Source organism: Actinomadura sp. BRA 177 (assembly GCF_013372625.1).
In the GTDB taxonomy this organism is placed as follows: Bacteria; Actinomycetota; Actinomycetes; order Streptosporangiales; family Streptosporangiaceae; genus Spirillospora.
Window position 1 is genome coordinate 1 of record NZ_JABXFD010000055.1, and the last position, 24,189, is coordinate 24,189.

Consider the following 24,189-nt stretch of genomic DNA (forward strand, 5'->3'; position numbering starts at 1 on the left):
GTGAGCGTGAGAACTTCCATCGAATCGCGCGGGCCCCACCCGCCACTTGCGAACACGCAAAACCCGCCTACCGGACCAGTGAACCCGCACGTCACAGCCTCATTTCACGACCTTGCCGGGTCCCTGGTGATGCAGCCAGCCGTCCTGGCCTTCAGCGTGCATTTCCCGCATGAGTTCAGCGACACGTTCGGACACCGCCACGGCCTCGTCCACTTGCCCGGTGCCCATCAGCAGGCCGAACAGGTCGCGACCGGTCACCGCGGCGTCCACCCGCATGGCCGGGTTCTCCACAAGGAACCCTTCGTACACCGCCATGGCCTCCCGCATTGCGGTGACGGCCTCTTGCGAGCGCCCAGGTTGGCCAGATAAGCACCGCAGTCTTGAAGCGCCCGCCCGTACATGGGGCCGCCAGGACCGCCGGCCGCCAATGGACGCAGCACGTCGACGCATTCCCGGCCGTATTTCAGGGCCTCGTCCCACCGCTGCGTCTGACCGAGGAGATGGGCGAGCACGCCGAGTGCATTGGCGAGATTGAGCGGCTGCTCAGTACCGACCGGACGCAGCAACTCGACAACGATCGAGCGGGCCGACACCTGGTCGTCCAGAGCACCCCGCCGCTCGAACTCCACACCGACCCTGATCACATCGTCGATCAGCAGATCGCGGAGCGCCGCGGCATCACCCTCTTCGATCGCGAGAACCCGCTGGACCTCGATCGCCTGCGCACGCACCGCCAGCTCATCGATCGCAGTGGCCAGCCGTGCGTCGAAAGCCTCCGGGGCAACCCCGCACAGGGCCCGATAGACGGCACTGATATCCACGATCGCCCCCCGACTCCTATCCGGCGCTGAGCCGGACCTCCCCGAATCTGTCCGCCGGACACTAGCGGCGAACAACGACATTCAAGCTGGTGGTGGTAGCTCCCGGCCATGCGGATGCCCGAGCCGGCAGACCTGACCTGGCTCTCCGAGGACGAGCCGACGCCAGACGACGAACTGAGCTGGCCGGTCGGGCTCCAGTTCACTCCGTCTCCGGCGCGGCGATCGCGAGGCCATCTTCTCACTCGACCCGCTGGCTGGTGAGGCTTACCTGACCCTCTTCGAGGCCGGCCAGGAGACCGCGTCCATCGGACGTCAGGCAGCGGCCGCACACCTTTAGCAGCCTCGCCAGCGCTGATCGCCCAACCCGGCTTCAAGCTGCCAACCGGCAGACCCGAGCCAGGTAGCACACTGCCACCATCACCCCTTGACGGCGCCAACCTCGCAGTACACCAACCCGTGTCCGGCCCTCCACGACGGCGTCCATGCCTCTTTCTGGTCAAGAAGCAGCACCACCCGTCGGTGGTATAGAGGGCTACGGCGAAGCGGCCACGTCCCGATGGGGTTGCCCACCGCTTCCCGGGAGAGACAGCGGCACGAATGGCTTCCTCTACTTCGCCCCGTCACGCAGCCGATCCTCACCCAGAACTTGCGGACCGTCGACGCCCCTCATGCCGCCGAGGGGGTGCGCTGCCGGGCGTCCGACAGTGCAATTCCGTGGCAGCGTCACGCCGCGAGCACGCACGGCTTCACATGGGCATTGCTAGCCGATGGGCCACCGGGCCGACCGGGCCGGAGCGGCGAAGAAAGGGCCGGGCCCCTGCCCTCCAAGCACTCTTATCTGGGCATAGAGAAGGCCTACGGGGACGAGGATCGCCCTCACCGGCCGTCGAGCGATTGTTTACCGGAAAGCGCCGCCGACGCGCCGGCCGACCGTCATGAGGATACGAGCCGCTCGTATCCGGCCCGCACCGGTATGGCTCAGCGACACGGCGTCGGCCGTCCGCTTCGGTGGCGCATCAGAGGTGGTCTGACCTGGGATGTGATGTCAACTCGACGGCCTTGGCATGCGTCCAACAACGCCAGCACCCCACCTTGCCCCCACGGGGCCGCGTACGAACAGGTAGCCGATGACGATCCACTCCGGTCAGGAACAGATCATCTGGGAGGGCGAGTCCCGCAACGTCACCGCCCGCGCCACCGGCGGACGGTTCACCCTGCACTACCGGCTCACCACCCACTACCTGTACTTCGAGACCGGCGGGATCGCGGGCACCAGACAGGAGCAGATCCCGCTCATCAACATCCAGGACGTGGACGTGTCGCAGACCCTGCTGCAGAAGACACAGAGGGTTGGGAACGTTCTTGTGCACATCGTCCGGCCCGGCGGCCCACGCGAGACCGCGGTGCTCGACTCCATCGTGGAACCGGCTCAGGTCCGCGATCTGATCAATCGCACAGTGCACCACGTACGGGCGGCGTACATAAGCGGCAGCTCGACGAGCAGCGGGATCTCGGTACGCACCGGTTCCAGCACACCGGACCCATGCCGCAGCCGCCCGCTGGTTTCGACACCGGCGGATACGCCTCAGCGCCGGCATTGCCGCAGCCGAATACTCTGCGGGCGACGCCCGCGGTTCAGGCCACCACACCTGAAGATGTCATGGCCCTGCTCAAGCAGCTCGGCGAACTCCGCGACGCCGGTGTCGTCACCAACGAAGAGTTCGAAGCCAAGAAGAAGGACCTACTCGACCGGCTCTAGGCAGGCCACCCCGGTGAGCGGGTAGGTACCGACGCGTCGTGTGGCGCCCGGATGGACGCCCAGGCTTCCACACGCCATCCGAAATCAAGCGCGCCGGAGCCGGCACAGGGCCTCGGTCGGGCGGCCGACAGGGGGCCATGCGACGCGAATGTCCACTTTGATACGTTCACGCGGTTCGCGAGGCCACCGGCGTGGCATCAGATGTCAGGTGGTCACATCGGATCTCATTGACATCTGGCTGACATGTAATCTTGAAACAAGATCGCTAACAGGTAAGCAACACGCTGACCTGGGGTTATGGTGGAGCGGGTGACGGGAATCGAACCCGCGCTGTCAGCTTGGGAATCAAACCGATCCGGGCCGTCACAGCGGCTGACCTGCCCTCCGCTCGTACCGCCAGTGACCGTGACTGCCCCCTGATCACCGTGGCTAATTGCACGCTAATTGCACGCCACCGCACCCGCTGACCTGCGCATCCTCGGCCCGATTGGGACGACAGCGGCACTCGAATCATCCGAGGGCAAGGGGACCCGGAGCGCAGGGCCGGCCACGGCCCGAGCACCGGAAGCCCCGCGGCAGCGATCGCCCCCAACCACGCGACTCACCTCAGCCATGCTGTGGCGATCGTAGTGCTGAGCCGCGGGGCGATCCATTACGCGTCCCATGAGCAAGATCCACACCCGTCCACCGATCTACTGGGTAGCCCTCCGGACCGCCCCTCTGTTGCACCTTCGTCCAGGTCCGTCCAGACCTGCCGTTAGCATCCGCTTAGCATTCCGGCCCCATGCGGCGCGGAGGTCGCGAGTCCTTCGACTCGCGCTCGCTCAACTGGGCCCTGGCTCCGCGACCGTCCGCTTTCAGAAGTAGCAACCACTCTGCGGCCACCCCGTCGGCCAAGGTCGACGGTGCCGGACGCGTGCCCGTCGAGCTGGTTGGCTGCCGTCGTTGTCGTCAACGTGGTCATCACCGGTCGGCCCATCGACCTCGATGCCGAACCGATACTCAAGCCCTCCGGGCGATCGTCAGGTCCCGCATCTGCGGCAGTGCGGCACCGTCAAGCGGGCCGGGCAGTGTCCGACGCGAACAGCCCGCCATTGTGGCGGACAGCTCGGGCGAACGCGGCATCCTACCCGGAGGCCTGGGGGCGATTCCCTCCATGAAGCTTGCTCCGTCGCTGGCTCCGAGCGTTCCGCTAGCCTCAAGATCAGTCGCTCGGCAGCGTTAACGTCCCAAGACGCGGTCCAGACATCGGGTGCTGCCGCGTGCTCCTCCTATGAGGGTGCACCTAAGACGGCTACTATCAGCATGTTAGGAGTGTCATCGTTGTTGGGAGACATAAAGTGAGCGACTGGTTGCCATTCGCTGTTAGCGCGTTGGCTGTAATTGCCGGAGCAACTGCTGTGACATTTACTCGCCAGATGGCAAAATTGCAACAGAGGAGCCTGGAAATCAGTTATAGGTTTGCAAATAGGGAAGAGCAAAGTAGTAACACTCTCCTGGCTGAGCTGATCTCAAAAATAGAGCCGCCCAACGTTGTGATTAACACAACGTCCATCGAACGTAACGCTGCCATCCATTCGGGGGAGGCGCTTAAAGCAGGTAGTGACGAATACCGTGTAGTCCGAGAGATAGCGCATAGCTTGAATACTCCTTTGTCGCAAATCGAAGCCGCCTTGGAACTTCTTGCCTCCGATGAAGAGGTTTGGGAGCTTCTGAAAACTAAGGGACGGAATTTGTCGCTGCGACATGCACAACAAAGTGTGGACGTATGTAAAGCTTTTATTCTGTCCTACCGTCAACTTTCTCACGTCGCCGAGAGGTCAGGAAACTGGGATCCGCGATCGTTGAACAGAAGCCTAAGGGCTGCCGCCGAACTCTATATGCAGCAGGCCGAGGAGGACATCAAGCTAGAGATAGGGGTCGATGACAGGGTCTTCGGATATCCAAACAGCTTCTTGTTGTCGGTGCTGCTTCCTCTTCTGGAGAACGCCATAGACGCGGCTATCACAGGGAGCAAGATCCGGATCAACTACGAACGGCGAGATGGCGAAAGCTTGCTTAAGGTCGAATCTCGTGTTCATGGCTTCGACTCTGAACTTCCCATGTATGAGTCAGGTTTTACGACCAAGGCCAACCACCAGGGCCTCGGTCTATCGGTAGTGCAAAGGTTGCTATCAACATATAAGGACGCGCGGTTGTGGCATGAAATTGATGGCGATATAGTACGCTTCATTGTCGCTCTTCCTGTAAGGGAGAAGTGAGTTACATGCCGACAGGTTCGGTCGATGTGGTGGTCGTTGACGACGCCCCCGAAGCCGCGAGGGACTATTCGGAGCTAATAGCAGCCAAAACCGGGCTTTCGGTGCGTCACACTAGTGATGTTGTCGAGGCTATCGACGTTTGCCAATCACAGGGCGTTAAGGTCCTGGTCGTCGACCAGCGAATGCCGGATCAAGCTGGAACTGATCTATATCGAAAGGTGAAGGAGGTTAATCCTTATATTCGAGCAGTCTTGCTTACTGGCGAGGCAAGTAGGGATGAAGTTGGATTGGCGTTGAAGTTGGGCTTCCGGCAGTATCTTTCGAAATCCAACATCCAAGAGCTAGCCGAGATCGTACGCCATGAGTACGTTGCGTATGAGACTGAATCGGCCGCGCTCACTACGGCCCTCCCTGACAACCCGATGTTTGTTCGTAGATCAGGCTTGTTGCGGCGCCGGCCAAACGTGACTTATACCCTGGTGCGAGCACAGTTAATATCTGATGCTCATATATTTCCCGACTCTTGGCGGAATATCGTCACCCTACACGCCGGGCAAACCGAGCGGATTAAGGTCTCAACTTCTTTCAAAGACTCACTCGTCTTGGAAGAAGAGACGGCACTCAAACTCGCAGGAGAAGCGGGTCTCTCACCCAAGCAGCTTGGGTCTCTTAAATTCAAGTTGAACTCTGAAATAGCAGCACGCCTCAAAGAAGTGAGGACGCTTGAGGTTTCGAGGAACGAAGAGGTCGAGCGAACGTTCCAACTACCTCAAGAGCCGTCAGATACAAATGCCGTTCATGTGCGCTTTCGTCGTATTCAGCATGCTCCGGTCTACTCGCGAGTTCGTGTCGATGTTGCATCGAAATGCTCGTGCTGTCCTTCAACCGGAATGATCACGTTCGAGGTGTTTCTTGCCACTGGCCGTACTGCCGTCCAGCATGAAGATAGGCTCAGTGACGGTGAAGTGCGGACCTACGAACTGGGCACGGATCCTCCTTGACGAGCACACACAACGTCTGGCGCATTCTGATGCGCGCCGGGCGGCCGGGGCGGGTCGGCCCGGAGAGGCCGCATGCCCGGCCCGGACCGACCGGCGGCGGCCGCGTAGCGGGCGCCCTTGAAGACGTAAAGAAAGTTCTCATCCGGCCCCGTGCGTCGGTCGTGTCGTCAGGTGGCTGACTGGCCTCTCACGTTGCGTAGGGCTCGCATGGTCTCAGCTGGGGTGGCGCAGCGAAAGCCGGTGTCGTCGTCGAGCATGTCTGCTGCGGCGTCGTTGAAGGTGGAGGGGGCGCAGCGGAGGAAGGGGCTTGTGAAGGCGCTGCCTTTCAGCTCGTGGCGGCCGGGCTCGGTCTCGGTGGAGCACCAGTCCCAGGTGTTGCCGCACATGTCGTAGACGCCGTACGGGCTGACGCCGCTTGCGTAGCAGTCGACGGGGGTTGTGGTGCGCTTTCCGCCCTCTCGGCAGTTGACCTTAGGGGGCGTCCGCTGGTTGCCCCATGGGTAGATCTCGCCTCGCGTCCCTCGGGCTGCCTTCTCCCATTGCTGGGCGCTGGGGAGGGTCTTGGCGGACCACTGGGCGTAGGCGTGGGCGTCGTGCCAGGTGACGAACACGACCGGGTGGTTTTCGAGTCCCTCGGGGATGTCGCCGTTCTCCCAGTGCTGCGGCGGCTTGTAGTCGGTCGCGGCGACGAACCGGGCGTAGTCGGCGTTTGTGGTGGGGAACACATCGATGTAGAACGCCGGGAGGTACACGGGTTCGTTGTTCTCGCCTGCGAAGTAGACGCCGGCCGGGACGAGCGTCATCAACTTCCCGTCGACCGGGTGCCTGACCTGGTCTTCGTCGCCGACGGGCACGTCCGGCTCTGACTGGGGGCTTGCTAGCTGTTCTGAGGACACGCCCGGATCTTGGGCGGACGTCGCCGGGCTCGTCAAGCCGATCATCTCGGCGAAGCGTGCCTGTACGTCGGGGCTACAGGCCGACAGGATGGTGTCAAGGCCCTGCTGGTTGATGGGGCGGGGGATCACGTTCCCCTTCTCCCATCTGACGATCATCCGTTCGCTTACGCCGAGTTCTGCGGCAAACTCCACCTGGCTTACGCGCTTGGCGTCCCGTAGGGCGCGGGCTTCCTTGCCGGTCCAGCGTGAGACTGTGGGGGGCATGTCGGGTTCTCCGTAGCGGGGCGGACTCAGACGGCTTCGGCGGGGATCTCTTCGTATTCCTTTCGGAGAGTCTCCAAAATCGGGTGCGCGTCTGGGAACTCCACTTCGTTGATGCCCGTGATCGCTCGCACGCCAATGGCTGTGTTGGTGGCGAATGCGGCTTCCATGCGCGGTAGATCGGCGAGGTTGACGGGGCCGAGGGATGTCGCGTCGTGCACCTGGTGGAGTAGGCGCATGGTCACGCCTTGGAGAACTTCGGCGTTAGGCCAGATGACTTGCTGTCCGTCGAAGAAGCCGATGTTCCACGTTGCGCCCTCGGAGACGTACAGCTCCGGGTCGGTGAAAACGCAATCGTCGAACCCGTCGAGCTGGGCGTTGCGGCGGTGCCACAGGGCGCCGAATAGGCCGACGTGTTTCTGTTCGGGCAGCTCGCGCATGTAGGGGACGGATTGCACTCGCATGGGGGACATCGGCCATGTCCCGGACGGCCGGGTCGTGACGAGGACCTTCGGCTCGGCGCGGGCTCCGGGGTGGCCTAGCTCTAGGTCGGGGTCGTAGATCGTCACGCGGACGACGAACGCGCCGTCTCGTCCGGCGGTGGCCTGTCGGACGTAGTCACGGACCTGTTGGCGGTCCAGCTCCTGGCCGAAGAGAACGCGGCAGTCTCGGGCAAGTCGTTCTAGATGGTGCGAAAAGCCTCTGATGTGCTGGTCTTCCATGCGCATCGAGGTGAAATGACCGTAGTTCACCAGAGCTAGCGCTTTGAGCTCATCCGGGGTGACAGGTACGCCGTTCAGTTCCGCCATAGGGCTCAGTCTGTCAGTAGGTATGGGCTGCTCACAGGGGTGGGTGCAGGACAAGTTCAGTGCTGCGTCGGTGCCAGGACATGGGAAAGGCCTGATCAACACGACACCGTGGTTGGCATGAGCGGTCGTGTGCGTTCGGAAGACAAGGTGGTGCGGCTCGCTATGCCGCGTCTGCGCAGCAATGACACGGGGCGGGCCGGCGGGCTGACCGAGGAAGAGCGTCAGATCCTTCTCGCGGAACTCGCCGAGATCACTGCCGAACTCGATGAACTACACGCCCGGACACGCCAGATCACGGCTCGGGTTCACCGCGCCGGTACGGCTGCCCCGGATCGCGAGACCGGCGCGGCCTGAGACGAACGACTTCAACTGAGGAACCCTGCGATGGAAACGCGTGCGCACAACGATGACCCGGCGCTTCGTCGGCTTCGGGAGGAGTTCACCGGGCATCGGATCTGGCGGGCTCGGCGGTGGGACGGGCGTCTCGGCGACTGGGTCGCCACCCTGCACAACCCGGCCGCGGGCGTCGACCTCACGGTGATCCGGTCGGACGCGGCGGCGCTGCGTGAGGCGCTGGTGCAGGAGCGGCAGCGCGTGGGGCGTCCGGTGATGAAAAGGGCCTGGTGATGGTGACGTGGTCTCCCCCGCCATCACCGGAGGGGGCCGTCCCCGCGCTGGGTGGGACGGCCCTGGGGCAGGCTGAGGCGGCGCGGCGGGTGCCTATCCCCCCGGATGCACTCGTCGCGCTGCCTCGGCCGTTCACCGCGCGGCGGCGGCTCAACCGGCTCGCGCGTGCCCTGCGGCGGCGTGGGTGGAAGGTGGAGCGCCGTTACGCCGAGACCCTGCCCCTGCTGCGGGTGCACTTCCCCGATATGTGGGGCCTGGGCGAGAGCGTCACCGTCGCCGGCGGGGCTGGCGGGTGGTGGTACCGGTCCAGTACCGGGGAACTGCTGGCGCCCTGCGCGGATGTGGACCTGGCGGTCTTGCGGGTGATGACGGCGCTGGATCGGTGGGTGTCGGCGGCGGGCTCGTTCTGGGGGACGGACGGGTCCTGATGGACGCCGGGGCGGCCCTCGCCGAGATCTCGGAACGCTTCGAGGTCACCTGCTGGCGGGGTCGCTATACCCGGTCGCTGTGGGCGCTGGTGCGGTGTGACCGTGGGTGGCGGCTGGTTGAGGCGGTGTCGGTGCGAGAGCTGGTCATGGCCATCAGGAATCCTGACGGGTGGCCATGGCCTTGACGGCCGTGCGGCATAGAGGACGGTGGGGGCACCGTGGGTTCCTGTGCCGTGCGGCCGTCGCCATTCGTGGGCGGGTGGGACGACTGGCAACACGGCTCGGCCTAGAGGTCCTTGGTTCGTTCGTCTAGCTGGTCAAGCCTCGTGCTGAGGTTGCGGAGTTGACCCCGGATGTCCTGGAGCTGAGTGAACAGGAGTCGGAACTCCTCGCTGTGCTCTGGCGGGGTGTCGCCGGCCCCTTGGGCGTCCGGGGTCGCCATGACGGTTGCGCCTCGGGCTCCCTGCCGTGTGGTGACCAAGCCCTCTTCGCGCAGAACGGCAATCGCGTTGCTGACGGTCATCCCTGAGACGCCGTACTGGTCGGCGAGTTTGGCGCCCGGCGGCAGGGTCTCCCCTACCGGGTAGACGCCGGACGCGATGTCGCGGCGCAGGTCGTCAGCAATGCGCACGTACGGTTTGCGTCGGTCTACCGGGCCTTTTGCCATGTCAGACAGTGTACGTCTACGCCTAGGTCTCTAGGTACCTGTGAAAAATCTCGGTCTAGCGCTTGACTTGGCGACTTCCCTAGGTACCTTTGTATCTAGGTAGTTCACTTCTGGCCCTGGAGGGGTTCATGCGCAACATCCCGGTGGACGTGTCGGCGCTGACGTTCGTGTGCGTCTCGCCGCCGCGCCCCAAGCTGGTCAATCAGGACACGGGGGAGGTCAAGACCGACCGCAACGGGCACACGGTGTTCACCGTGGGCCTGTCGGCCGCCGACGCGTCCGGGCGGGTCGACCTGCTCAACGTCGCGTTGACCGGCGACCAGTCGGTGACGATCGGCGAGGTCGTGACCCCGGTGGGGCTGGTGGCGTTCCCGTGGGAAGCGGTGCTCGGTGGTGAGAAGCGCTGGGGTGTGGCCTACCGCGCCGACCGCATCGCGCCCGTCTCCTCGGTCGCCCCGCCCTCGCCCTCGTCGTCGTCGGCCTCCTCGTCGGACGCGTCCGCTCCGGCGGGCGTGGCTTGAGCGGCGGCCCGGTCATGACTGACCTGCTCCTGGTGCTCGGGGTCCTGGCCGCTGCGGCGGCCGGGCTCTGGGCCTGGCGCCGCTGGCACCCGGCCTCGTTCTGGTACGGCGTCGCCTTCCCGCTCCGCGCGGTGCTGGTGTATCTGACGTGGCATCACGTCGCCTCGGGCTGCAAGCTCACCCGCAACCGGCGGCGGTTCCGGCTCACCCTCGACGCCGTCCCGGTGGTCGGGCTGGCAAGCCGTAGCGCTGGCGCCGTCGTGCAGCACAAGCGGCGGGTGCGGCGGGTCGACGTCGAGCGCGCGCCCCGCCTCGGCATGCTGCGCCCGACCCGGCTCGGGTGGCGTATGCGGCTTCGGCTCCACGATGGCCAGATCCCGGCGGACTACGAAAAGGCCGCTGAGGGCATCGCGCACGCCTGGCGCGTCCACTCCGTGCGCGTGGTCGACGTCCGGCCCGGCTTCGTGACGCTGTGGGCGACGATGCGGGACCCGCTCACCCAGGTGACGCTGTCGCTGGCGCCCGTGGAACTGCTGCGGGTGCGGCCCGGCAGGCTGGAGAACGGGCACGACTGGGTGATGGACTTTCGCACCGTGCCGCACTGGCTCAACGCTGGGGCGACGCAGTCCGGCAAGTCCAACCTGGCGAACGCCGTCATTCGGGACCTGGCTCCCCAACCGGTCGCCCTGGTCGGGTTCGACCTCAAGGGCGGCGTCGAGTTCACCCCCTATGCGCCTCGGTTGTCGGCGCTGGCCACTACCCGTAAAGAGTCGGTCGACCTGCTGTCCGATCTGGTCGGTGAGGTCGAGAACCGCATGGCCACGTGCCGCGCGCACGGTGCCCGCAACGTGTGGACGCTCCCCGAACACCTGCGGCCGGTCCCGGTCGTGGTCCTGGTGGACGAGGTCGCCGAACTGTTCCTGATGGCCGACAAGTCCGAGAAAGAGGAGGTGTCGCGGACGGCTACCGCGCTGCTGCGGGTCGCCCAGCTCGGCCGCGCGTTCGCCGTCCACCTGATCGTGTGCGGGCAGCGCATCGGCTCCGACCTCGGCCCCGGCGTCACCGCGCTCCGTGCCCAGTTGTCGGGGCGGGTGTGTCACCGGGTCAACGACCCCGAAACCGCCAACATGACCCTTGGCGACCTGGACCCGGCCGCCCTGGATGCCGCGCGCGCCATCCCTGCCGAGACTCCGGGGGTGTGCGTGGTCGCCGGTCAAGACGGCGCTTGGCACCGCGCCCGGTCGGTCTACGTCCCCGAGCAGGCGGCCGAGCAGGCGGCGCGCGACTGGGCGCACCTGACCCCGGACTGGGACGCGCTGATCGGGTCCGTCCCCGTCGTCCACCCGGCCGCCTAACCGGCCCTCCTCCGCTCCCTTCCCTCTCCTTCGGCTCGGCGTGAGCCCGTTCGCGCCACGTCCCTACCCGACCCATGCCCGAAACCGTCCCTGGAGGCTGCCCGATGGTCGCCCGCGTCCGTGCCCTTCGTCCCCGTCCTCGTCCCCGGTTCGTCGCCGTCCCGTCCCCGTCGTCCCCGTCCTCGCGGTCCGGCTCGTCGTCCCCGTCCCGCTCGTCCTCGGCGGTGTCGTCCTGGGACGTGTGGCCGGTCGGCGTCGAGTGGGACGACTTCCGCTCCCTGCACATCGCCCGCTGCCAGCGCTGCGCCGACTCCTTCGCCTCCTCGTCCTGCGGCGAGGTCGACGACTGGGCCGACGTCCACCGGTGTGACGTCGAACTCGCCGCGCTGCTCGCGCTCGTCGACGTCCGGCGGGCGGCATGACCCGCCGCATCCTCGGCGCGGTCGCCGACTCCGGGCCGGTGGTGGTGCTGGCCGGTATCGCGGCAGCGGGCTCGTTCACCCTCATCCGCGACACCGCCACCGAGCACGGTCAAACCGGGTGGATGGCCTGGGCTATCGCGGTCTGCATCGACCTGACCTGTGTCATGGCGGCCGGGGAGCGGCAGCGCGACAAGAGCACCGGGCGGGCAACCGGGCGGCTGTCGTGGCCGACCGTCGTCCTGGTCGGCGGGATCCTGCTCTCGCTGGCCGCGAACCTGGCACAGGCCGACCCGTCGGTCTGGGGCTGGATCACCGCGGGCACTCCGGCGGGCGCGTTCCTGGTCGCGGTGTCGATGCTGGAACGCCGCAAGGCCGGCCCTGGTCCGGCGGCTCGCCCCTCGCCGGTCCCGGACTCCTTCGGCCGCCCGCCCTCGGCCTCGACGCCGTCCCCGTCGCCTTCTTCGGCGGGCTCGTCCGTCCCGTCCTCGGTCTCATCGCCGTGGGTGGTGTGGGAGGACGAGCGGGCAACCGTCGCCGCCGCCGTCCCGGCCGTCCATCACAACGGCAACGAGCGGGGCGAGGACGAACAGGACGGCCAGACCTCCATCCCCGTCCCCGCCGAACACTCCACCTCGACGCCGTCCGCCTCGTCCTCGTCGGGTCCGGCGGGGCCGCTGGTCGACTTCGCGCGCCGCGTCGCCACCGAACACCAAACCGAGCACGGGCGGCCCATCACCCGTGACGCACTCCGCGCACGCCTGGGCGTCTCCAACCAACTCGCCTCCGACCTGCTCCGCCAACTCCGCACCGAAACCGCATCCCTCGCCTGACTGATCCGCTGGAGGAAACCGCCATGACCACCCACACCAACCCCACCGGCCAGACGCCCCCGATCGTGCCCGGCGACCTGTTCGCCCGCCAGCAGACCATCACCGGCCTGCGCGCCCTGGCCGACTTCCTGGAGGCCAACCCCGCCGTGCCCGTCGACGAGTACGGCGAGACCTACCACGTGTTCGCCCACGACAACGACGCCTCGGCGGTCGCCCAGGTCGACCAGACGGCGGCGCTCCTGGGCGCCGAGGTCACCGACGACCGCCCGACCGGCGGCCACTACACCGCCACCAAGCGCTTCGGCCGCATCACCTACCGAATCGTCCACATTCCCAAGCGGAACAAGCGCGAAGCCCTCGCCCGCAACAGCTACCGCCACAACATCATCCTCGACACCAACCAAGACGGCGCCGACAACGACGAGCAGGCCGCCTGATGACCGTCGAGAGCCTGACGACGTGGCGGCTTCGCTGCCGGGCCTGCAACGTCACCGGCGGCGGGCTCGGCTGGGTGGCTCTGCTCGGGCTTCGGGGCGGTCCCTCCTGCTCGGCCTGCGGCTCAGCCGAGGTGACCGCGCAGGACTCCGCGACCGGATCGGCCGTCGCCTTCCCGCGGCCGCTCGCGCCGGTCGGCGAGTGGTGGCAGTGCTGCAACTGCGGCGGGACCGGCCTGGACTCCTACGGCGACACCTGCCCGCACTGCTCGGGCCTCGGCAACTGCCAGTGACCTGAACGCCCCCGGCGTGACCGCTCAACCGCCAAGTCACGCCGTCACGTCGGGGGCCATCCCCTGTCCCGCATGAATCGGTAAGGAGACCCGTTCATCGTGCCTCACCCTGTCGTCACGCCGCAGGATGCCCGGCTGATGGCGAAGATCATTGACCGGGCGGACTTCGAGCGCTGGGCCGCTCGTGCCCGCGCAACCGGCGGTTGCGCTCAGCCGGTCTTCCTGACCGGCACCGTGAAGCACGTCCACACCGGTACCGGCGAACTGCTGCACAGCTACTCCACCGACACCGAACCGGACGGCGCGCTCCCCGTGGCCTGCAAGACCCGGCGGGCCTCCCGGTGCCCGGCGTGCGCCGAGATCTACCGGGCCGACACTTACCAGCTCATCCGGGCGGGCCTGGCCGGTGGGAAGGGCATCCCGGAAAGCGTCTCCGGCCACCCGGCCGCCTTCGTCACGCTGACCGCGCCCTCGTTCGGCCCCGTCCACGCGCGGCGGGTGCGCAACGGCGGACGGGTCGAACGCTGCCACCCTCGACGGGACGCCAAGCCGTGCCCGCATGGCGTGGTGGCCTCCTGCGGCGTCCGGCACTCCGACGATGACCCTCGACTCGGCGAACCGCTGTGCGCCGACTGCTACGACTACGCCGGGTCGGTGTTGTTCAACGCCATGGCTCCGGAGTTGTGGCGGCGCTTCACGCTCGCCTTGCGCCGGTACCTCGCCAAGTCGGCCGGGCTGACGCAGAAAGAGTTCCGCGAGACGTTGGCGGTCTCCTTCGCCAAGGTCGCCGAGTACCAGCGGCGCGGCGTCGTCCACTTCCATGCGGTCATCCGCTTCGACGGCCCGGACGGGCCGTCCACGCCCCCGCCCGGCTGGGCAAACGTCCGGCTCCTGGAGGACGCCGTCCGGCACGCCGCCGGCGCCGTGTCGGTCACCACTCCGGCGGCGCCCGGCATCCCGGCCCGGTCCCTGACCTGGGGCGCGCAAGTCGACATCCGGGCCATCACCTCCTCGGGCACGCTCACCCAACAGGCCGTAGCGGGCTACATCGCCAAGTACGCCACCAAGGCCGCCGAATGCGTCGGCACCCTCGACCGGCGGCTTCAACCCGCTGACGACCTCGACGCGTTGCCGATCACGCCGCACGCCCGGCGACTCATGACCGCATGCCTGACCTTGGGTGCCCTGGACGAGTTCGCCGATCTCCGGCTCGTCCAGTGGGCTCACATGCTCGGGTTCCGGGGCCACTTCTCGACCAAGTCCCGCCGGTACTCCACCACCCTCGGCGCACTGCGGGCCGCTCGCATCGCCTACGTCCGCGAGCAGTTCCCCGGCTGGCAACCGCCCGACGACCAAGACCCTGACCTCGTCCTCGCCATCGGCGAATGGCGTTTCCACAGCCAGGGCCTCACACGCGGCGAGGCGCTCGTCACTGCCGCGCTCACCGGAAGACCTCTCCCACCTCCGTCACAAGCGACCGCTAGGAGCGCAGCTTGACCAAGGCAAGGCCCCAGACAGCCCCGATCGACCCGAACGAACGGCTGTTGACGATCACGGAAGCGGCCGAGCGTCTGAACACCTCCCCGCGGTTCCCTCGTCGGCTCGTGGCCGAACGGCGCATCCGCTTCGTCAAGCTCGGGCGCTTCGTGCGCATCCCCGAATCCGCACTACACGACTTCATCGCGGCCGGTCTCGTCGAGCCCATGACCGCGTCCGACGTCTGGAGGGCTGCGTAATGGCCAAGGGCAACAAGGCGGGACACCGGCGTTTCGGCAACATCCGGCAACTGCCCTCCGGGCGATTCCAAGCGAGCTACCTCGCGCCGAACGGGCAGCGGCGGACGGCTCCCAAGACCTTCACGCGCAAAGGTGACGCCGAGAAGTGGCTGACGCTCGCTGAGGCCCAGATCCTTAGCGGCGAGTGGACCGACCCTGAGCGGGGCAAGGTCAAGCTCGGCGACTACGCCGGGAAGTGGATCGAGCAGCGGGCGGGCCTGCGGCCTCGGACGGTCGAGCTGTACACCTGGCTTCTCGGGAAGTACATCGTCCCGCACCTGGGCGCCGTGCCTCTCGGCAAGCTGAGTACGGCCATGATCCGCGAGTGGCGGTCGACGCTCCTCGCCTCCGGCGTCTCGGCGAGCATGACGGCAAAGGCGTACCGGCTGCTGCGGGCCGTCCTCATGACGGCCGTCGAGGAGGACAAGATCCTCCTTCGGAACCCGTGCCGCGTGCGGGGTGCCGGCACCGAAGAAGCGGCCGAACGTCCCGTCCTCACCGTGGCGCAAGTCTTCGACCTGGCCGAACGGGTCGGCGTGCGGCCGGTCGGCAACATCCGCAAACTCGACTCCGGCGAGTACCGCGTCCGGTACCGGGCCAAGGACGGCGACATGCGGCGGCTCCCGCAGACCTTCGCGACCCGGCCGAACGCCGATCGGGCGCTGTGGAAGCTGGCGGAGGACGGGCGCGCGGACGTGACCAGAGACGATCGCCTGCGGGCGCTCATCCTCCTCGCCGCGTTCGCAAGCCTGCGGTGGGGCGAGGTGACGGCGCTCCGGCGGTGTGACATCGACATCGCGAACCGTACGGTCCGGGTCCGCGGTGCCTACGTCGAGCGGGCGAACGGTCAGATGATCCTGGGGCCGACCAAGTCACGGGCTGGCCTGCGCACGGTCGCGATTCCAGACGCGATCGTCCCTCACCTGGTCGCGCACCTGACCAAGTACACGAAGAAGGGGGACGATGCCCTCGTCTTCACGGGCGTCAAGGGCGGGCCGTTGCGGCGTAGCGGGTTCAACAAGCTGACCCGGTGGACGCCGGTCGTGGAGGCGCTCGGCGTCCCGAACCTGCACTTCCATGACCTTCGGCACACGGGGAACACGCTCGCTGCCGACATGGGCGTCTCACTGCGGAACCTGATGGCGCGCATGGGGCACGACAACGAGCGGGCGGCGCTGCGGTATCAGCACCGGTCGAGCAGTGCTGACCGTGCGATCGCGGACGGGCTCAACGCGCTCGTCCAGGCCGACCAGAAGCGGGACGGGGACGACGATGACGGGGCGGCGGGGTCACTGGTGCCCGTGGCTTAGTTGCACGCTAATTGCACGACAGTGATGACGGTGATAAAAGATCAAGGCCCAGTGTCGGGGATCATGTCCCTGACCTGGGCCTTCGTCGTGAGCGGGTGACGGGAATCGAACCCGCGCTGTCAGCTTGGGAAGCTGAAGTTCTACCATTGAACTACACCCGCTTGGGGGGCTTGGGGGCCGCCCATGCTGTGGATACTGTACCGGATCGTGGGTGCGGGCGTGGGGTGGGATAGCGTTTCGGGGTGCTGCTCTCCGATCGCGACATCAGGGCCGAGCTCGAGTCTGGGCGGGTGAAGATCGACCCGTATGAGCCGGGCATGGTTCAGCCGTCCAGTGTCGATGTGCGGCTGGACCGGTACTTCCGGGTGTTCGAGAACCACAAGTACCCGCACATCGATCCCGCTGTGGAGCAGCCGGATCTGACGCGGTTGGTGGACGTTGAGCCCGAGGAGGCGTTCGTCCTGCATCCCGGGGAGTTCGTGCTCGCGTCCACGTACGAGGTCTTCGGGTTGCCGGAGGATCTTGCGGCGCGGTTGGAGGGGAAGAGCTCTCTGGGGCGGCTCGGGCTGCTGACGCATTCGACGGCGGGGTGGATCGATCCCGGGTTCAGCGGGCACGTGACGCTGGAGCTGTCGAACGTGGCGACGTTGCCGATCAAGTTGTGGCCCGGGATGAAGATCGGGCAGATGTGCCTGTTCCGGACGAGCTCGCCGGCGGAGTACCCGTACGGGTCGCAGCGGTACGGGTCGCGGTACCAGGACCAGCGGGGGCCGACGCCGTCGCGGTCGTACCTGAACTTCCATCGGACGAAGGTGTAGCCCGTTTGTGACCTGAACGTGACGCGACTACCCAAAAGATGAAACATGTTCTCTGGGCGGGTAGTTTCGGGTGACGCACACGTTTGGCGTCCGGTTGACAGGCTCTTTGCGTAAGGCCCGGGCGCTCAGGGCGACCCGTTTCCGCGCATCGCCGTGGGAACCCGGAAGGAGATCGTGTCAGTACTCCGCGCGGAAAGCGTCACCAAGCTCTTCGGTCGTAAGGCGGGAGAGGCACAACGCAAACTCAAGGCGGGCGCCGATCTGGCGGCGGTCCGCGGACTCGGGGTCACCCCGGCCGTGGTGGACGCCTCGTTCGAGGTCCGGCAGGGCGAGATCTTCGTGGTCATGGGCCTGTCGGGGTCGGGGAAGTCCACCCTGATCCGGATGCTGAACGGGCTGCTCGGCGTCACGTCCGGGAGCGTCGAGATCGACGGTCAGGACATCGCGAAGATGTCGCCGAAGGCGCTGCGGGCGCTCCGGCAGAACAAGATCAGTATGGTCTTCCAGCACTTCGCGTTGTTCCCTCATCGGACGGTTCTGGCCAACGCCGCGTATGGGCTTGAGGTCCGCGGCGTCCCGAAGGAAGAACGTGAGAAGAAGGCCCGGGAGTTCCTGGGTCTGGTGGGTCTTGAAGGCTGGGAGGACAAGGTTCCCGGTCAGTTGTCGGGCGGTATGCAGCAGCGCGTCGGGCTCGCCCGCGCGCTCGCGTCCGGCACCGAGATCATTTTGATGGACGAGGCGTTCAGCGCCCTGGACCCGCTGATCCGGCGGGAGGTCCAAGACCTGCTGCTCGATCTGCAGGGCCGGTTCGGGAAGACGATCGTCTTCATCACCCACGACCTGAACGAGGCCATGCGCATCGGCGACCGCATCGCGGTGATGCGGGAGGGCCGGATCGTGCAGATCGGCACGGCCGAGGAGATCCTGACGGATCCGGCCAACGACTATGTCGCCCAGTTCGTCGCGGATGTGGACCGTACCAGGGTGCTGACTGCGTCCTCGGTCATGGAGAAGCCGCTGGTCACCGTGCTGGCGTCGACCGGGCCGCGGACGGCGCTGCGGACGATGCGCGAGCACCAGACCTCGGCGGCGTTCGTGATCGGGCGCGACCGCAAGCTGGTCGGCCGGGTGCGCGCGACGGTGATCGCCGACGCGGTGCAGGACAACGTCGCGAGCCTGGAGGGCCTGGTCGACCCGGAGGATCCGGAGCCCGTGGCGCCGGACACCCCGGTCGCCGACCTGTTCGTCCGCTGCGCCGAGAGCGACCTGCCGGTCCCGGTGGCGGACGAGGACGGCACGCTGGTCGGCGTGATCCCGCGGGTGACGCTGCTGGCGGCGCTCGGCACGATCAACTCGGAAGTGGACGAGGCCGTCGACGACGAACCGGAACTCGCGCTGGCGAAGGAGGGCAGTGACAGTGATTAGGGCCATCGAGCTGCCCCGGGTGCCGGTCGGCGAGTGGTTCGACAACCTGGTGAGCTGGTGCACCGACCACCTGTCCTGGCTGTTCGACGGGATCGGCTCGGCCATCGAGACGTCGGTGAACGCCTTGACGGACGTCCTGACGTTCCTGCCGCCGCTGGCGCTGACCCTGGTGCTGGCCGTCATCGCGCTGGCGATCAGCGGCTGGAAGCTGAGCGTGTTCACGATCCTCGGCTTCGCGCTGATCGACAGCATGGAGCTGTGGGACGACTCCATGGACTCGCTGGCCCTGGTGCTGGTGGCGGCGGTGGTGTCCACCGTCCTATCGATACCCATCGGTATCGCGGCGGCGCGCAACGACATGGTGAGCCGGATCGTCCGGCCCGTCCTCGACTTCATGCAGACGATGCCGGCGTTCGTCTACCTGATTCCTGCGATCTTCTTCTTCAGCATCGGCGCGGTACCCGGCGTGGTCGCCACGGTGATCTTCTCGATGCCGCCGGGCGTCCGGCTGACCGAGCTCGGCATCCGCGGCGTCGACCCGGAGATGGTGGAGGCGGGCGAGGCGTTCGGCACGCCGCCGAACCGGATCCTGACCCGCATCCAGATCCCGCTCGCGATGCCGTCCATCATGGCGGGCGTCAACCAGCTGATCATGCTGTCGCTGTCCATGGTCGTCATCGCGGGCATGGTCGGCGCGGGCGGCCTCGGCGGCGTGGTGCTGGAGGGCATCAACCGGGTGGACGTCGCCAAGGGCTTCGAAGGCGGCATCGCCGTCGTCATCCTGGCCATCTACCTGGACCGCCTCACCGGCGCCCTGGGCGACGGCCCGTCCATGCTCCGCGTGCTGTTCGCGCGCGGCAAGGCCACCCGCGGAGCGGCCCCCCGCGACGTGGCCACCCCTTCGGCCGAACCCGTCGGCTGAGTCCACCGGCAGAGCCGGTCCGCCGAGCCGGTGGACAGTTCCGCTCCCCCCTACCTCACATGCAAGCCGACGAAAGGATGGGCATGCGTTTCAAGTTCAAGGGTCTTACGGTCGCCGCGTTGGCGCTGACGCTCGGGCTGAGCGCCGCCGCGTGCGGCGACTCCGACTCCGGTGGGGGTGAGAACGACAAGGAGATCACCATCGGCATGGTCTCGGGCTGGGCCGAGGGTGAGGCCGCGACGCAGCTGTGGAAGCGGCTGCTGACCGACAAGGGCTACAAGGTCGACGTGAAGACGCTCGACACCGGCCCGCTCTACGCCGGCATGTCGAAGGGCGACGTCGACCTCTTCCTCGACTCGTGGCTGCCCGGCACCCACGAGGACTACTGGAAGCAGTACGGCGACAAGCTGGAGAAGGTCGGCGCCTGGTACGACTCGGCGCCGCTGACCATCGCCGTGCCGGACTACTCGCCGCTGCAGTCCCTGGAGGACCTCAAGGGCAAGGGCGCCAAGTACGGCGGCAAGATCATCGGTATCGAGAAGAGCTCCGGCCTGTACCGGGTGTCGCAGGAGAAGATGCTCCCCGCGTACGGCCTGGAGGACGAGTACAAGGTGACGACGTCCTCGACGGCGGCGATGCTGACCGAGCTGAAGAAGGCCATCGACGCCAAGGAAGACATCGTCGTCACGCTGTGGCGTCCGCACTGGGCGTACTCGAAGTACCCCATCCGCGACCTGAAGGACCCGAAGGGCGCGATGGGCAAGCCCGACGCCGTCTACACCGTCGCCCGTGAGGGCTTCAGCAAGGACCAGCCGGAGGTCGCCGGCTGGCTGAAGAACTTCAAGATGGACGACGAGAAGCTGGGGTCCCTTGAGGACCTCATGGAGAACAAGTACAAGGGCAACCCCGACCAGGCCGTCGACGAGTGGCTGAAGTCGAACCAGAGCTACGCGACGTCCCTGACGGGCTGACCGTCCGGGAACGTCCGCAGCAGCGGAGGAAGGGCCGTCCGGCGATCCCGGGCGGCCCTTCGCCTTTGCTCAGCCGGCGAGGCCCACGATGAGCAGGACCGCCACGAGCCCGGCCCCGGTCGCGCAGAGCGTCATGACCCGCGGGTGGACGCTGTGCGCCTCGGGCAGGATCTCGGCGGCGGACAGGTACAGCAGGACGCCGGCGAACGTCCCCAGGTAGGGGCCGAGGACGGCGTCCGGGACGGTCGCCAGCGTGCCGATCGCGGCCCCGGCGACGGGCGCGGCGGCGTCCGCGAGCAGCAGCAGGACGGCGGGACGGCGGTCGGCGCGGTTCAGCGAGGCCGCGGTGAAGGTGTTGAACCCGTCCGCGAAGTCGTGCGTGACGACGGCCAGCGTCACGAAGACCCCGACGTCGGTGCCGGACTGGAAGCCGAGGCCGATGCTGATGCCGTCCACCAGGCTGTGCAGGACGAGCGCGGACGCGGCGAGCAGGCCGCCCGCGCCCGCCTCGACGCCATGCGCGTGGGGCGCGTACTCCTCCTCGTGGGCGCGGTGGATCGCCACGGCCTGCTCGACGACGTGCAGCAACACGAATCCCGCCGCGAAGCCGATCATCGGCGCGGGCACGCCGAGCGGACTGTGCCGCGTCATCTCCAGCGACTCGGGGATCAGGTCGAACGCGACGACGCCGAGCATCAACCCGCCCGCCAGCCCGAGGACGAGGTGCCGCCGGTCGCGCACCCGCATCGCCGCGAGCCCGCCGGCGAGCGTCATCACGAACGCGAGAACGGACACGAGCACGGCCATCCCCGTGTCTTACCAGGCAGGCCACGTCTAGAACCCTCACCACCGCGCGCCACCGCCCGCTGAAGCGAGCGGCTGGCCGACTGCTCAAGCGGGGGTGCCGTCTACTCAAACGCGGCGTGCTCGTCCGCTCAAGCGGGGTGGTGCCGTCCGCTCGGCGGGTGCCCGCGGCCCCGGGGACGCCGAGCGGACGGCGGCTCAGTTGAAGGCGTCCCCGTCGACGACGGTGCCGGCGGGTGGGCGCCGGACGTCCACCGGCTTCCCGTAGGCGAGGTACTCGATGCGGTTGCCCGGGCCGGCGTCCAGGCGCAGCACGTACGGTGCGCCGTGCGTCGCGACCCGGATCTCTTCGCCGGGCGCGCCGTTCAGCCGCAGCGCGGGGGTGCCGGCGACCGTCCCGGTGCCGGCCTTGTCCCAGGGGCCGCCGGCCTTGACGGCCTCGTTGAAGATGGCCGTGCGGTCGGTGAAGGCCGCCATGTCCTTGAAGTCGGCGGCCGTGGTGGTCGTTTTGAGGTGCTTGCCGGAGAACAGCTGCACCGCGCCCTTCCCGCCGATCGCCTTCCAGAACGCGTTGTTGCCCTTGAGGTAGATCTCCTTGCCGATCCTGGTCATCTCGACGCGCTCGTTCCCCTGCCGGAACCAGCCGGTCGCCTTGGTCCGGCCCGAGTAGCGGAAGTCGAGCGCGATCTTGTCCTTGCCGTCCTCGATGGTGCCGCGTATCCGCAGGGAGCGCGCCGAGGCGGTCGCCTTGCGGGCGCGGGCCAGGATGGCGGTCGGATCCAGCTTCTCCACCCCGTTCGGTGCCGCCGCGGTCGCCGCGCCGGGCGAGCGCGTGGCGGGCGCGGAGGCCGTCTTCGATGTCGTCGCCGCGTCCTCCGCCGGCCCGCAGGCCGCGGCGGTCGCGAGCGCGAGCACGAGTGCGGCCGGCACGTAGCCGGGCCGCAGCCGGTGTTGAGGCATCTGTGGTCCCCTCTGGTCGCCTTTCAGACATCGCCCCCGATGTCCAGAACGAGCCTGTTGCAGGCCGGTGCGGGACCACTGTCGTTATGCTGCGTTCACTGCGCCCCGGCTGCCGAACCACTGCGGCAGTGCCGGGTGGACGGGGGACGGGAGGTGGTCGCGCTGCCGGGCGAGGGACCATCACTGCGCTTCGAGATCCTGGGCCGGCCCGCCGCGTGGCGGGACGGACGGGAGCTCGACCTGGGGCCGGGCAAGCAGCGGGCGGTCCTCGCCGTCCTGCTGCTGACGCCGGGACGGCCGGTGTCGACCGCGTCGATCGTGGAGGCGGTGTGGGGCGCCGAGCCTCCCGACAACGGCGCGAACGTCGTCCAGAAGTACGTGGCCGGATTGCGCCGCGTGCTGGAACCCGACCGCTCGCCGCGCACCCCGGGACGGCTGCTCACGCTGACCGGCGCCGGATACGCGTTGAACGTCCCGCCGGAGAGCCTCGACACCCAGGTCTTCGAGGAGCGGGTGAAGGCGGCCCAGGCCGTGCGCGACGCGACGCGGGCGGAGGCGATGCTGCGCGAGGCGCTGGCCATGTGGCGGGGACCGGCGCTGGCGGGGCTGAACGGCACCTTCTTCGACGCGGCGCGCGACCATCTTGAGGAGATGCGCGCCGGGGCGCTGGAAGCGTGCGCCGACGCCGCGCTGGAGTCCGGCGAGCATGCGCGGCTGGTGCCCGAGCTGCTCCGGCTGGTCGCCGAGTATCCGCTCCGGGAGGGCTTCCGGTACCTGCTGATGCTGGCCCTCTACCGGTGCGGACGGCAGGCCGAGGCCCTCGCCGCCTACCGGGACGCGCGCGACTTCTTCTCGGACGAGTTCGGCGTCGAGCCCGGCGAGCGGCTACGGAACCTGCACGTCGGGATCCTGCGCTCCGACCCGTCCCTCGCGTTACCGGCGGCGCCGGACGAGGCACCGGAACGTCCCGAACCGCCCGCGCCCAGGTTTGTCCCGCCCGACCCGCCGCACGCTCCCACTCCCTTGCCGGCCGGCCCGCCCGGCCTCGCTCACCCCGGTCCGACTTACGCCGCCGCTCCGGCCATCAGCGTCCTCGCGGAACAGCACGTCGCCGCGGAACATGCGGTGTGGACGGTACCGCCGCCGGCCGGACGCTGGTTTCCGGGGCCGCTGCGGGCCCTCATCATCGCCCTCCCGGTGCTCACCTTCGGCCTCGCGACCTGGGCCCTCGTGGCCTACATCGCGGCACGGCGGCACAGCCGGCGGCTCGGGCTGATGGCGGCCGGCCACCTGGTGCTGTGGATCGCCTTCTTCGCCGTCGCCGGGAGCGGCGACCCCGAGCAGACCACCTGGTGGGACGGCCCGGCCTTCCTCGCGCTGGTGGTCACGATGATCGGCGGCCCCGTTCAGCTCGCCATCATCACGGCCGGGCCGCGGCCGGCCGTGCACCTCGGCGGTATGCCGAACGTCCAGCTGATCGAGCGGAGGGTCCGCCGCGAGCAGGCCCGTGCGCTGGCGCTGCACCATCCGTCGATCGCCCGCCGGCTCGGCATCGGACGTCCCGACCTGCCCCGCACGTTCGACGACGGCGGCCTGATCGACGTCAACTCGGCGCCCGAGCACGTCCTCGCCTCGCTGCCCGGCCTCGGCACGTACCACGCGAAGCTGATCGTCCTGGCCCGCACGGCACACGGCCCGCTCACCTCGGTGGACGACCTCACCGTCCGCGAGATCCTCCCCTACCAGACGGTCCACATCCTCCGCGACGTCCTGATCGCCGTCCCCCCACTCACCGATGCAGCACCACCCCCCGTAGAAC

Annotated in this window: 26 protein-coding genes, 1 tRNA gene and 2 pseudogenes; 22 read left to right on the plus strand and 7 right to left on the minus strand. The window is 67.7% G+C overall.

Translation table 11 applies throughout. The annotated features are described in order from the left end of the window. Positions 1–99: 99 nt before the first annotated feature. Positions 100–315: a hypothetical protein gene (locus HUX53_RS00340; protein ID WP_176401153.1), complete on the minus strand. Its 216-nt coding sequence runs from the start codon at positions 313–315 to the stop codon at positions 100–102. A 65-nt stretch (positions 316–380) separates the two neighbouring features. Between HUX53_RS00340 and HUX53_RS00345 the strand changes: the two genes are divergently transcribed. The 5 genes and pseudogenes from HUX53_RS00345 to HUX53_RS00360 all read left to right on the plus strand — a co-directional run bounded on the left by HUX53_RS00345 (position 381) and on the right by HUX53_RS00360 (position 5,842). Next, entirely contained in the window at positions 381–851 is a 471-nt protein-coding gene (locus HUX53_RS00345; protein WP_176401154.1) for a hypothetical protein, read from the plus strand. A 1,097-nt stretch (positions 852–1,948) separates the two neighbouring features. Then, positions 1,949–2,254: pseudogene (locus tag HUX53_RS42890) on the plus strand (PH domain-containing protein); the annotation flags it as partial. Positions 2,255–2,481: 227 nt separating this feature from the next. Next, the gene (locus tag HUX53_RS40545; RefSeq protein ID WP_255204781.1) at positions 2,482–2,580 is read left to right on the plus strand and encodes an SHOCT domain-containing protein; all 99 of its coding nucleotides are present in this window, start codon (positions 2,482–2,484) and stop codon (positions 2,578–2,580) included. A gap of 1,340 nt (positions 2,581–3,920) precedes the next feature. Beyond that, a complete protein-coding gene (locus tag HUX53_RS42380) occupies positions 3,921–4,841 on the plus strand; it encodes an ATP-binding protein (RefSeq protein ID WP_176401155.1) in 921 nt (306 codons plus the stop codon). A gap of 5 nt (positions 4,842–4,846) precedes the next feature. Then, entirely contained in the window at positions 4,847–5,842 is a 996-nt protein-coding gene (locus tag HUX53_RS00360) for a response regulator (protein ID WP_255204785.1), read from the plus strand. A 167-nt stretch (positions 5,843–6,009) separates the two neighbouring features. On the opposite strand, the gene HUX53_RS00365 is transcribed toward HUX53_RS00360, so the two are convergent. Next, positions 6,010–7,002, minus strand: a complete 993-nt coding sequence (locus HUX53_RS00365) for an SUMF1/EgtB/PvdO family nonheme iron enzyme (RefSeq protein ID WP_176401157.1) — start codon at positions 7,000–7,002, stop codon at positions 6,010–6,012. 26 nt (positions 7,003–7,028) lie between these two features. After that, on the minus strand, positions 7,029–7,808 hold the full coding sequence (locus tag HUX53_RS00370) for an aminotransferase class IV family protein (protein WP_176401158.1): 780 nt from the start codon (positions 7,806–7,808) through the stop codon (positions 7,029–7,031). Between the two features lie 117 nt (positions 7,809–7,925). On the opposite strand from HUX53_RS00370, the gene HUX53_RS00375 reads away from it, so the two are divergent. The 3 genes from HUX53_RS00375 to HUX53_RS00385 all read left to right on the plus strand — a co-directional run bounded on the left by HUX53_RS00375 (position 7,926) and on the right by HUX53_RS00385 (position 8,863). Next, positions 7,926–8,162: a hypothetical protein gene (locus tag HUX53_RS00375; protein ID WP_176401159.1), complete on the plus strand. Its 237-nt coding sequence runs from the start codon at positions 7,926–7,928 to the stop codon at positions 8,160–8,162. Between the two features lie 30 nt (positions 8,163–8,192). Continuing rightward, the gene (locus HUX53_RS00380; RefSeq protein WP_176401160.1) at positions 8,193–8,435 is read left to right on the plus strand and encodes a hypothetical protein; all 243 of its coding nucleotides are present in this window, start codon (positions 8,193–8,195) and stop codon (positions 8,433–8,435) included. An 89-nt stretch (positions 8,436–8,524) separates the two neighbouring features. Next, the gene (locus tag HUX53_RS00385; protein WP_176401161.1) at positions 8,525–8,863 is read left to right on the plus strand and encodes a hypothetical protein; all 339 of its coding nucleotides are present in this window, start codon (positions 8,525–8,527) and stop codon (positions 8,861–8,863) included. Between the two features lie 286 nt (positions 8,864–9,149). Here HUX53_RS00385 and HUX53_RS00390 read toward each other — a convergent pair whose 3' ends face one another. Then, positions 9,150–9,494 carry a winged helix-turn-helix domain-containing protein gene (locus HUX53_RS00390; protein ID WP_176401162.1) on the minus strand — a complete coding sequence of 115 codons (345 nt, stop codon included), beginning with the start codon at positions 9,492–9,494 and terminating at the stop codon, positions 9,150–9,152. Between the two features lie 164 nt (positions 9,495–9,658). Between HUX53_RS00390 and HUX53_RS00395 the strand changes: the two genes are divergently transcribed. The 9 genes from HUX53_RS00395 to HUX53_RS00435 all read left to right on the plus strand — a co-directional run bounded on the left by HUX53_RS00395 (position 9,659) and on the right by HUX53_RS00435 (position 16,470). Then, entirely contained in the window at positions 9,659–10,051 is a 393-nt protein-coding gene (locus HUX53_RS00395) for a hypothetical protein (protein WP_176401163.1), read from the plus strand. A 14-nt stretch (positions 10,052–10,065) separates the two neighbouring features. Beyond that, positions 10,066–11,406 (plus strand): FtsK/SpoIIIE domain-containing protein, encoded by a 1,341-nt coding sequence (locus HUX53_RS00400; protein WP_176401164.1) that lies wholly within the window; start codon positions 10,066–10,068, stop codon positions 11,404–11,406. 104 nt (positions 11,407–11,510) lie between these two features. Continuing rightward, positions 11,511–11,828: a hypothetical protein gene (locus HUX53_RS00405; protein ID WP_176401165.1), complete on the plus strand. Its 318-nt coding sequence runs from the start codon at positions 11,511–11,513 to the stop codon at positions 11,826–11,828. Next, a complete protein-coding gene (locus tag HUX53_RS00410) occupies positions 11,825–12,658 on the plus strand; it encodes a DUF2637 domain-containing protein (protein ID WP_176401166.1) in 834 nt (277 codons plus the stop codon). Before HUX53_RS00405 ends, HUX53_RS00410 begins: the two co-directional genes overlap by 4 nt. A gap of 23 nt (positions 12,659–12,681) precedes the next feature. Further along, positions 12,682–13,095: a hypothetical protein gene (locus HUX53_RS00415; RefSeq protein ID WP_176401167.1), complete on the plus strand. Its 414-nt coding sequence runs from the start codon at positions 12,682–12,684 to the stop codon at positions 13,093–13,095. Next, positions 13,095–13,385 carry a hypothetical protein gene (locus tag HUX53_RS00420; RefSeq protein ID WP_176401168.1) on the plus strand — a complete coding sequence of 97 codons (291 nt, stop codon included), beginning with the start codon at positions 13,095–13,097 and terminating at the stop codon, positions 13,383–13,385. Before HUX53_RS00415 ends, HUX53_RS00420 begins: the two co-directional genes overlap by 1 nt. A gap of 138 nt (positions 13,386–13,523) precedes the next feature. Beyond that, positions 13,524–14,882, plus strand: coding sequence for a replication initiator (locus tag HUX53_RS00425; protein WP_176401169.1), 1,359 nt, complete (start codon positions 13,524–13,526; stop codon positions 14,880–14,882). Beyond that, positions 14,879–15,121: a helix-turn-helix domain-containing protein gene (locus tag HUX53_RS00430; protein WP_217918942.1), complete on the plus strand. Its 243-nt coding sequence runs from the start codon at positions 14,879–14,881 to the stop codon at positions 15,119–15,121. Before HUX53_RS00425 ends, HUX53_RS00430 begins: the two co-directional genes overlap by 4 nt. Then, a complete protein-coding gene (locus tag HUX53_RS00435; protein WP_176401170.1) occupies positions 15,121–16,470 on the plus strand; it encodes a site-specific integrase in 1,350 nt (449 codons plus the stop codon). Before HUX53_RS00430 ends, HUX53_RS00435 begins: the two co-directional genes overlap by 1 nt. 90 nt (positions 16,471–16,560) lie before the next feature. Here the strand turns inward: HUX53_RS00435 and HUX53_RS00440 are convergent. Continuing rightward, positions 16,561–16,631 (minus strand) — tRNA-Gly (locus tag HUX53_RS00440). An 81-nt stretch (positions 16,632–16,712) separates the two neighbouring features. On the opposite strand from HUX53_RS00440, the gene dcd reads away from it, so the two are divergent. The 4 genes and pseudogenes from dcd to HUX53_RS00460 all read left to right on the plus strand — a co-directional run bounded on the left by dcd (position 16,713) and on the right by HUX53_RS00460 (position 20,606). Then, positions 16,713–17,288, plus strand: a complete 576-nt coding sequence (gene dcd, locus HUX53_RS00445) for a dCTP deaminase (protein WP_176401171.1) — start codon at positions 16,713–16,715, stop codon at positions 17,286–17,288. Positions 17,289–17,462: 174 nt separating this feature from the next. Then, positions 17,463–18,713, plus strand: coding sequence for a glycine betaine/L-proline ABC transporter ATP-binding protein (locus tag HUX53_RS00450; RefSeq protein ID WP_176401172.1), 1,251 nt, complete (start codon positions 17,463–17,465; stop codon positions 18,711–18,713). A 154-nt stretch (positions 18,714–18,867) separates the two neighbouring features. Next, positions 18,868–19,530 (plus strand): annotated as a pseudogene (locus HUX53_RS00455) (ABC transporter permease); the annotation flags it as partial. Positions 19,531–19,718: 188 nt separating this feature from the next. Then, positions 19,719–20,606, plus strand: a complete 888-nt coding sequence (locus HUX53_RS00460) for a glycine betaine ABC transporter substrate-binding protein (protein WP_176401173.1) — start codon at positions 19,719–19,721, stop codon at positions 20,604–20,606. A 69-nt stretch (positions 20,607–20,675) separates the two neighbouring features. Here the strand turns inward: HUX53_RS00460 and HUX53_RS00465 are convergent, their stop codons facing one another. Further along, complete coding sequence (locus HUX53_RS00465) at positions 20,676–21,413, minus strand: ZIP family metal transporter (protein WP_176401174.1); 738 nt, start codon at positions 21,411–21,413, stop codon at positions 20,676–20,678. Positions 21,414–21,608: 195 nt separating this feature from the next. After that, entirely contained in the window at positions 21,609–22,370 is a 762-nt protein-coding gene (locus HUX53_RS00470) for a hypothetical protein (RefSeq protein ID WP_176401175.1), read from the minus strand. Between the two features lie 135 nt (positions 22,371–22,505). Here HUX53_RS00470 and HUX53_RS00475 point away from each other — a divergent pair. Further along, on the plus strand, positions 22,506–24,189 hold a 1,684-nt coding region (locus tag HUX53_RS00475; RefSeq protein WP_176401176.1), incomplete at its 3' end, for a BTAD domain-containing putative transcriptional regulator.

Coding starts and splice junctions, on each gene's coding strand:
- HUX53_RS00375 (WP_176401159.1), top strand. CDS start 7,926: ATGAGCGGTCGTGTGCGTTCGGAAGACAAGGTGGTGCGGCTCGCTATG.
- HUX53_RS00360 (WP_255204785.1), top strand. CDS start 4,847: ATGCCGACAGGTTCGGTCGATGTGGTGGTCGTTGACGACGCCCCCGAA.
- HUX53_RS00395 (WP_176401163.1), top strand. CDS start 9,659: ATGCGCAACATCCCGGTGGACGTGTCGGCGCTGACGTTCGTGTGCGTC.
- HUX53_RS00470 (WP_176401175.1), bottom strand. CDS start 22,370: ATGCCTCAACACCGGCTGCGGCCCGGCTACGTGCCGGCCGCACTCGTG.
- HUX53_RS00420 (WP_176401168.1), top strand. CDS start 13,095: ATGACCGTCGAGAGCCTGACGACGTGGCGGCTTCGCTGCCGGGCCTGC.
- HUX53_RS00365 (WP_176401157.1), bottom strand. CDS start 7,002: ATGCCCCCCACAGTCTCACGCTGGACCGGCAAGGAAGCCCGCGCCCTA.
- HUX53_RS00400 (WP_176401164.1), top strand. CDS start 10,066: ATGACTGACCTGCTCCTGGTGCTCGGGGTCCTGGCCGCTGCGGCGGCC.
- HUX53_RS00370 (WP_176401158.1), bottom strand. CDS start 7,808: ATGGCGGAACTGAACGGCGTACCTGTCACCCCGGATGAGCTCAAAGCG.
- HUX53_RS00405 (WP_176401165.1), top strand. CDS start 11,511: ATGGTCGCCCGCGTCCGTGCCCTTCGTCCCCGTCCTCGTCCCCGGTTC.
- HUX53_RS00410 (WP_176401166.1), top strand. CDS start 11,825: ATGACCCGCCGCATCCTCGGCGCGGTCGCCGACTCCGGGCCGGTGGTG.
- HUX53_RS00380 (WP_176401160.1), top strand. CDS start 8,193: ATGGAAACGCGTGCGCACAACGATGACCCGGCGCTTCGTCGGCTTCGG.
- HUX53_RS00415 (WP_176401167.1), top strand. CDS start 12,682: ATGACCACCCACACCAACCCCACCGGCCAGACGCCCCCGATCGTGCCC.
- HUX53_RS40545 (WP_255204781.1), top strand. CDS start 2,482: ATGGCCCTGCTCAAGCAGCTCGGCGAACTCCGCGACGCCGGTGTCGTC.
- HUX53_RS00425 (WP_176401169.1), top strand. CDS start 13,524: ATGGCGAAGATCATTGACCGGGCGGACTTCGAGCGCTGGGCCGCTCGT.
- HUX53_RS00460 (WP_176401173.1), top strand. CDS start 19,719: ATGCGTTTCAAGTTCAAGGGTCTTACGGTCGCCGCGTTGGCGCTGACG.
- HUX53_RS00340 (WP_176401153.1), bottom strand. CDS start 315: ATGGCGGTGTACGAAGGGTTCCTTGTGGAGAACCCGGCCATGCGGGTG.
- HUX53_RS00435 (WP_176401170.1), top strand. CDS start 15,121: ATGGCCAAGGGCAACAAGGCGGGACACCGGCGTTTCGGCAACATCCGG.
- HUX53_RS00465 (WP_176401174.1), bottom strand. CDS start 21,413: ATGGCCGTGCTCGTGTCCGTTCTCGCGTTCGTGATGACGCTCGCCGGC.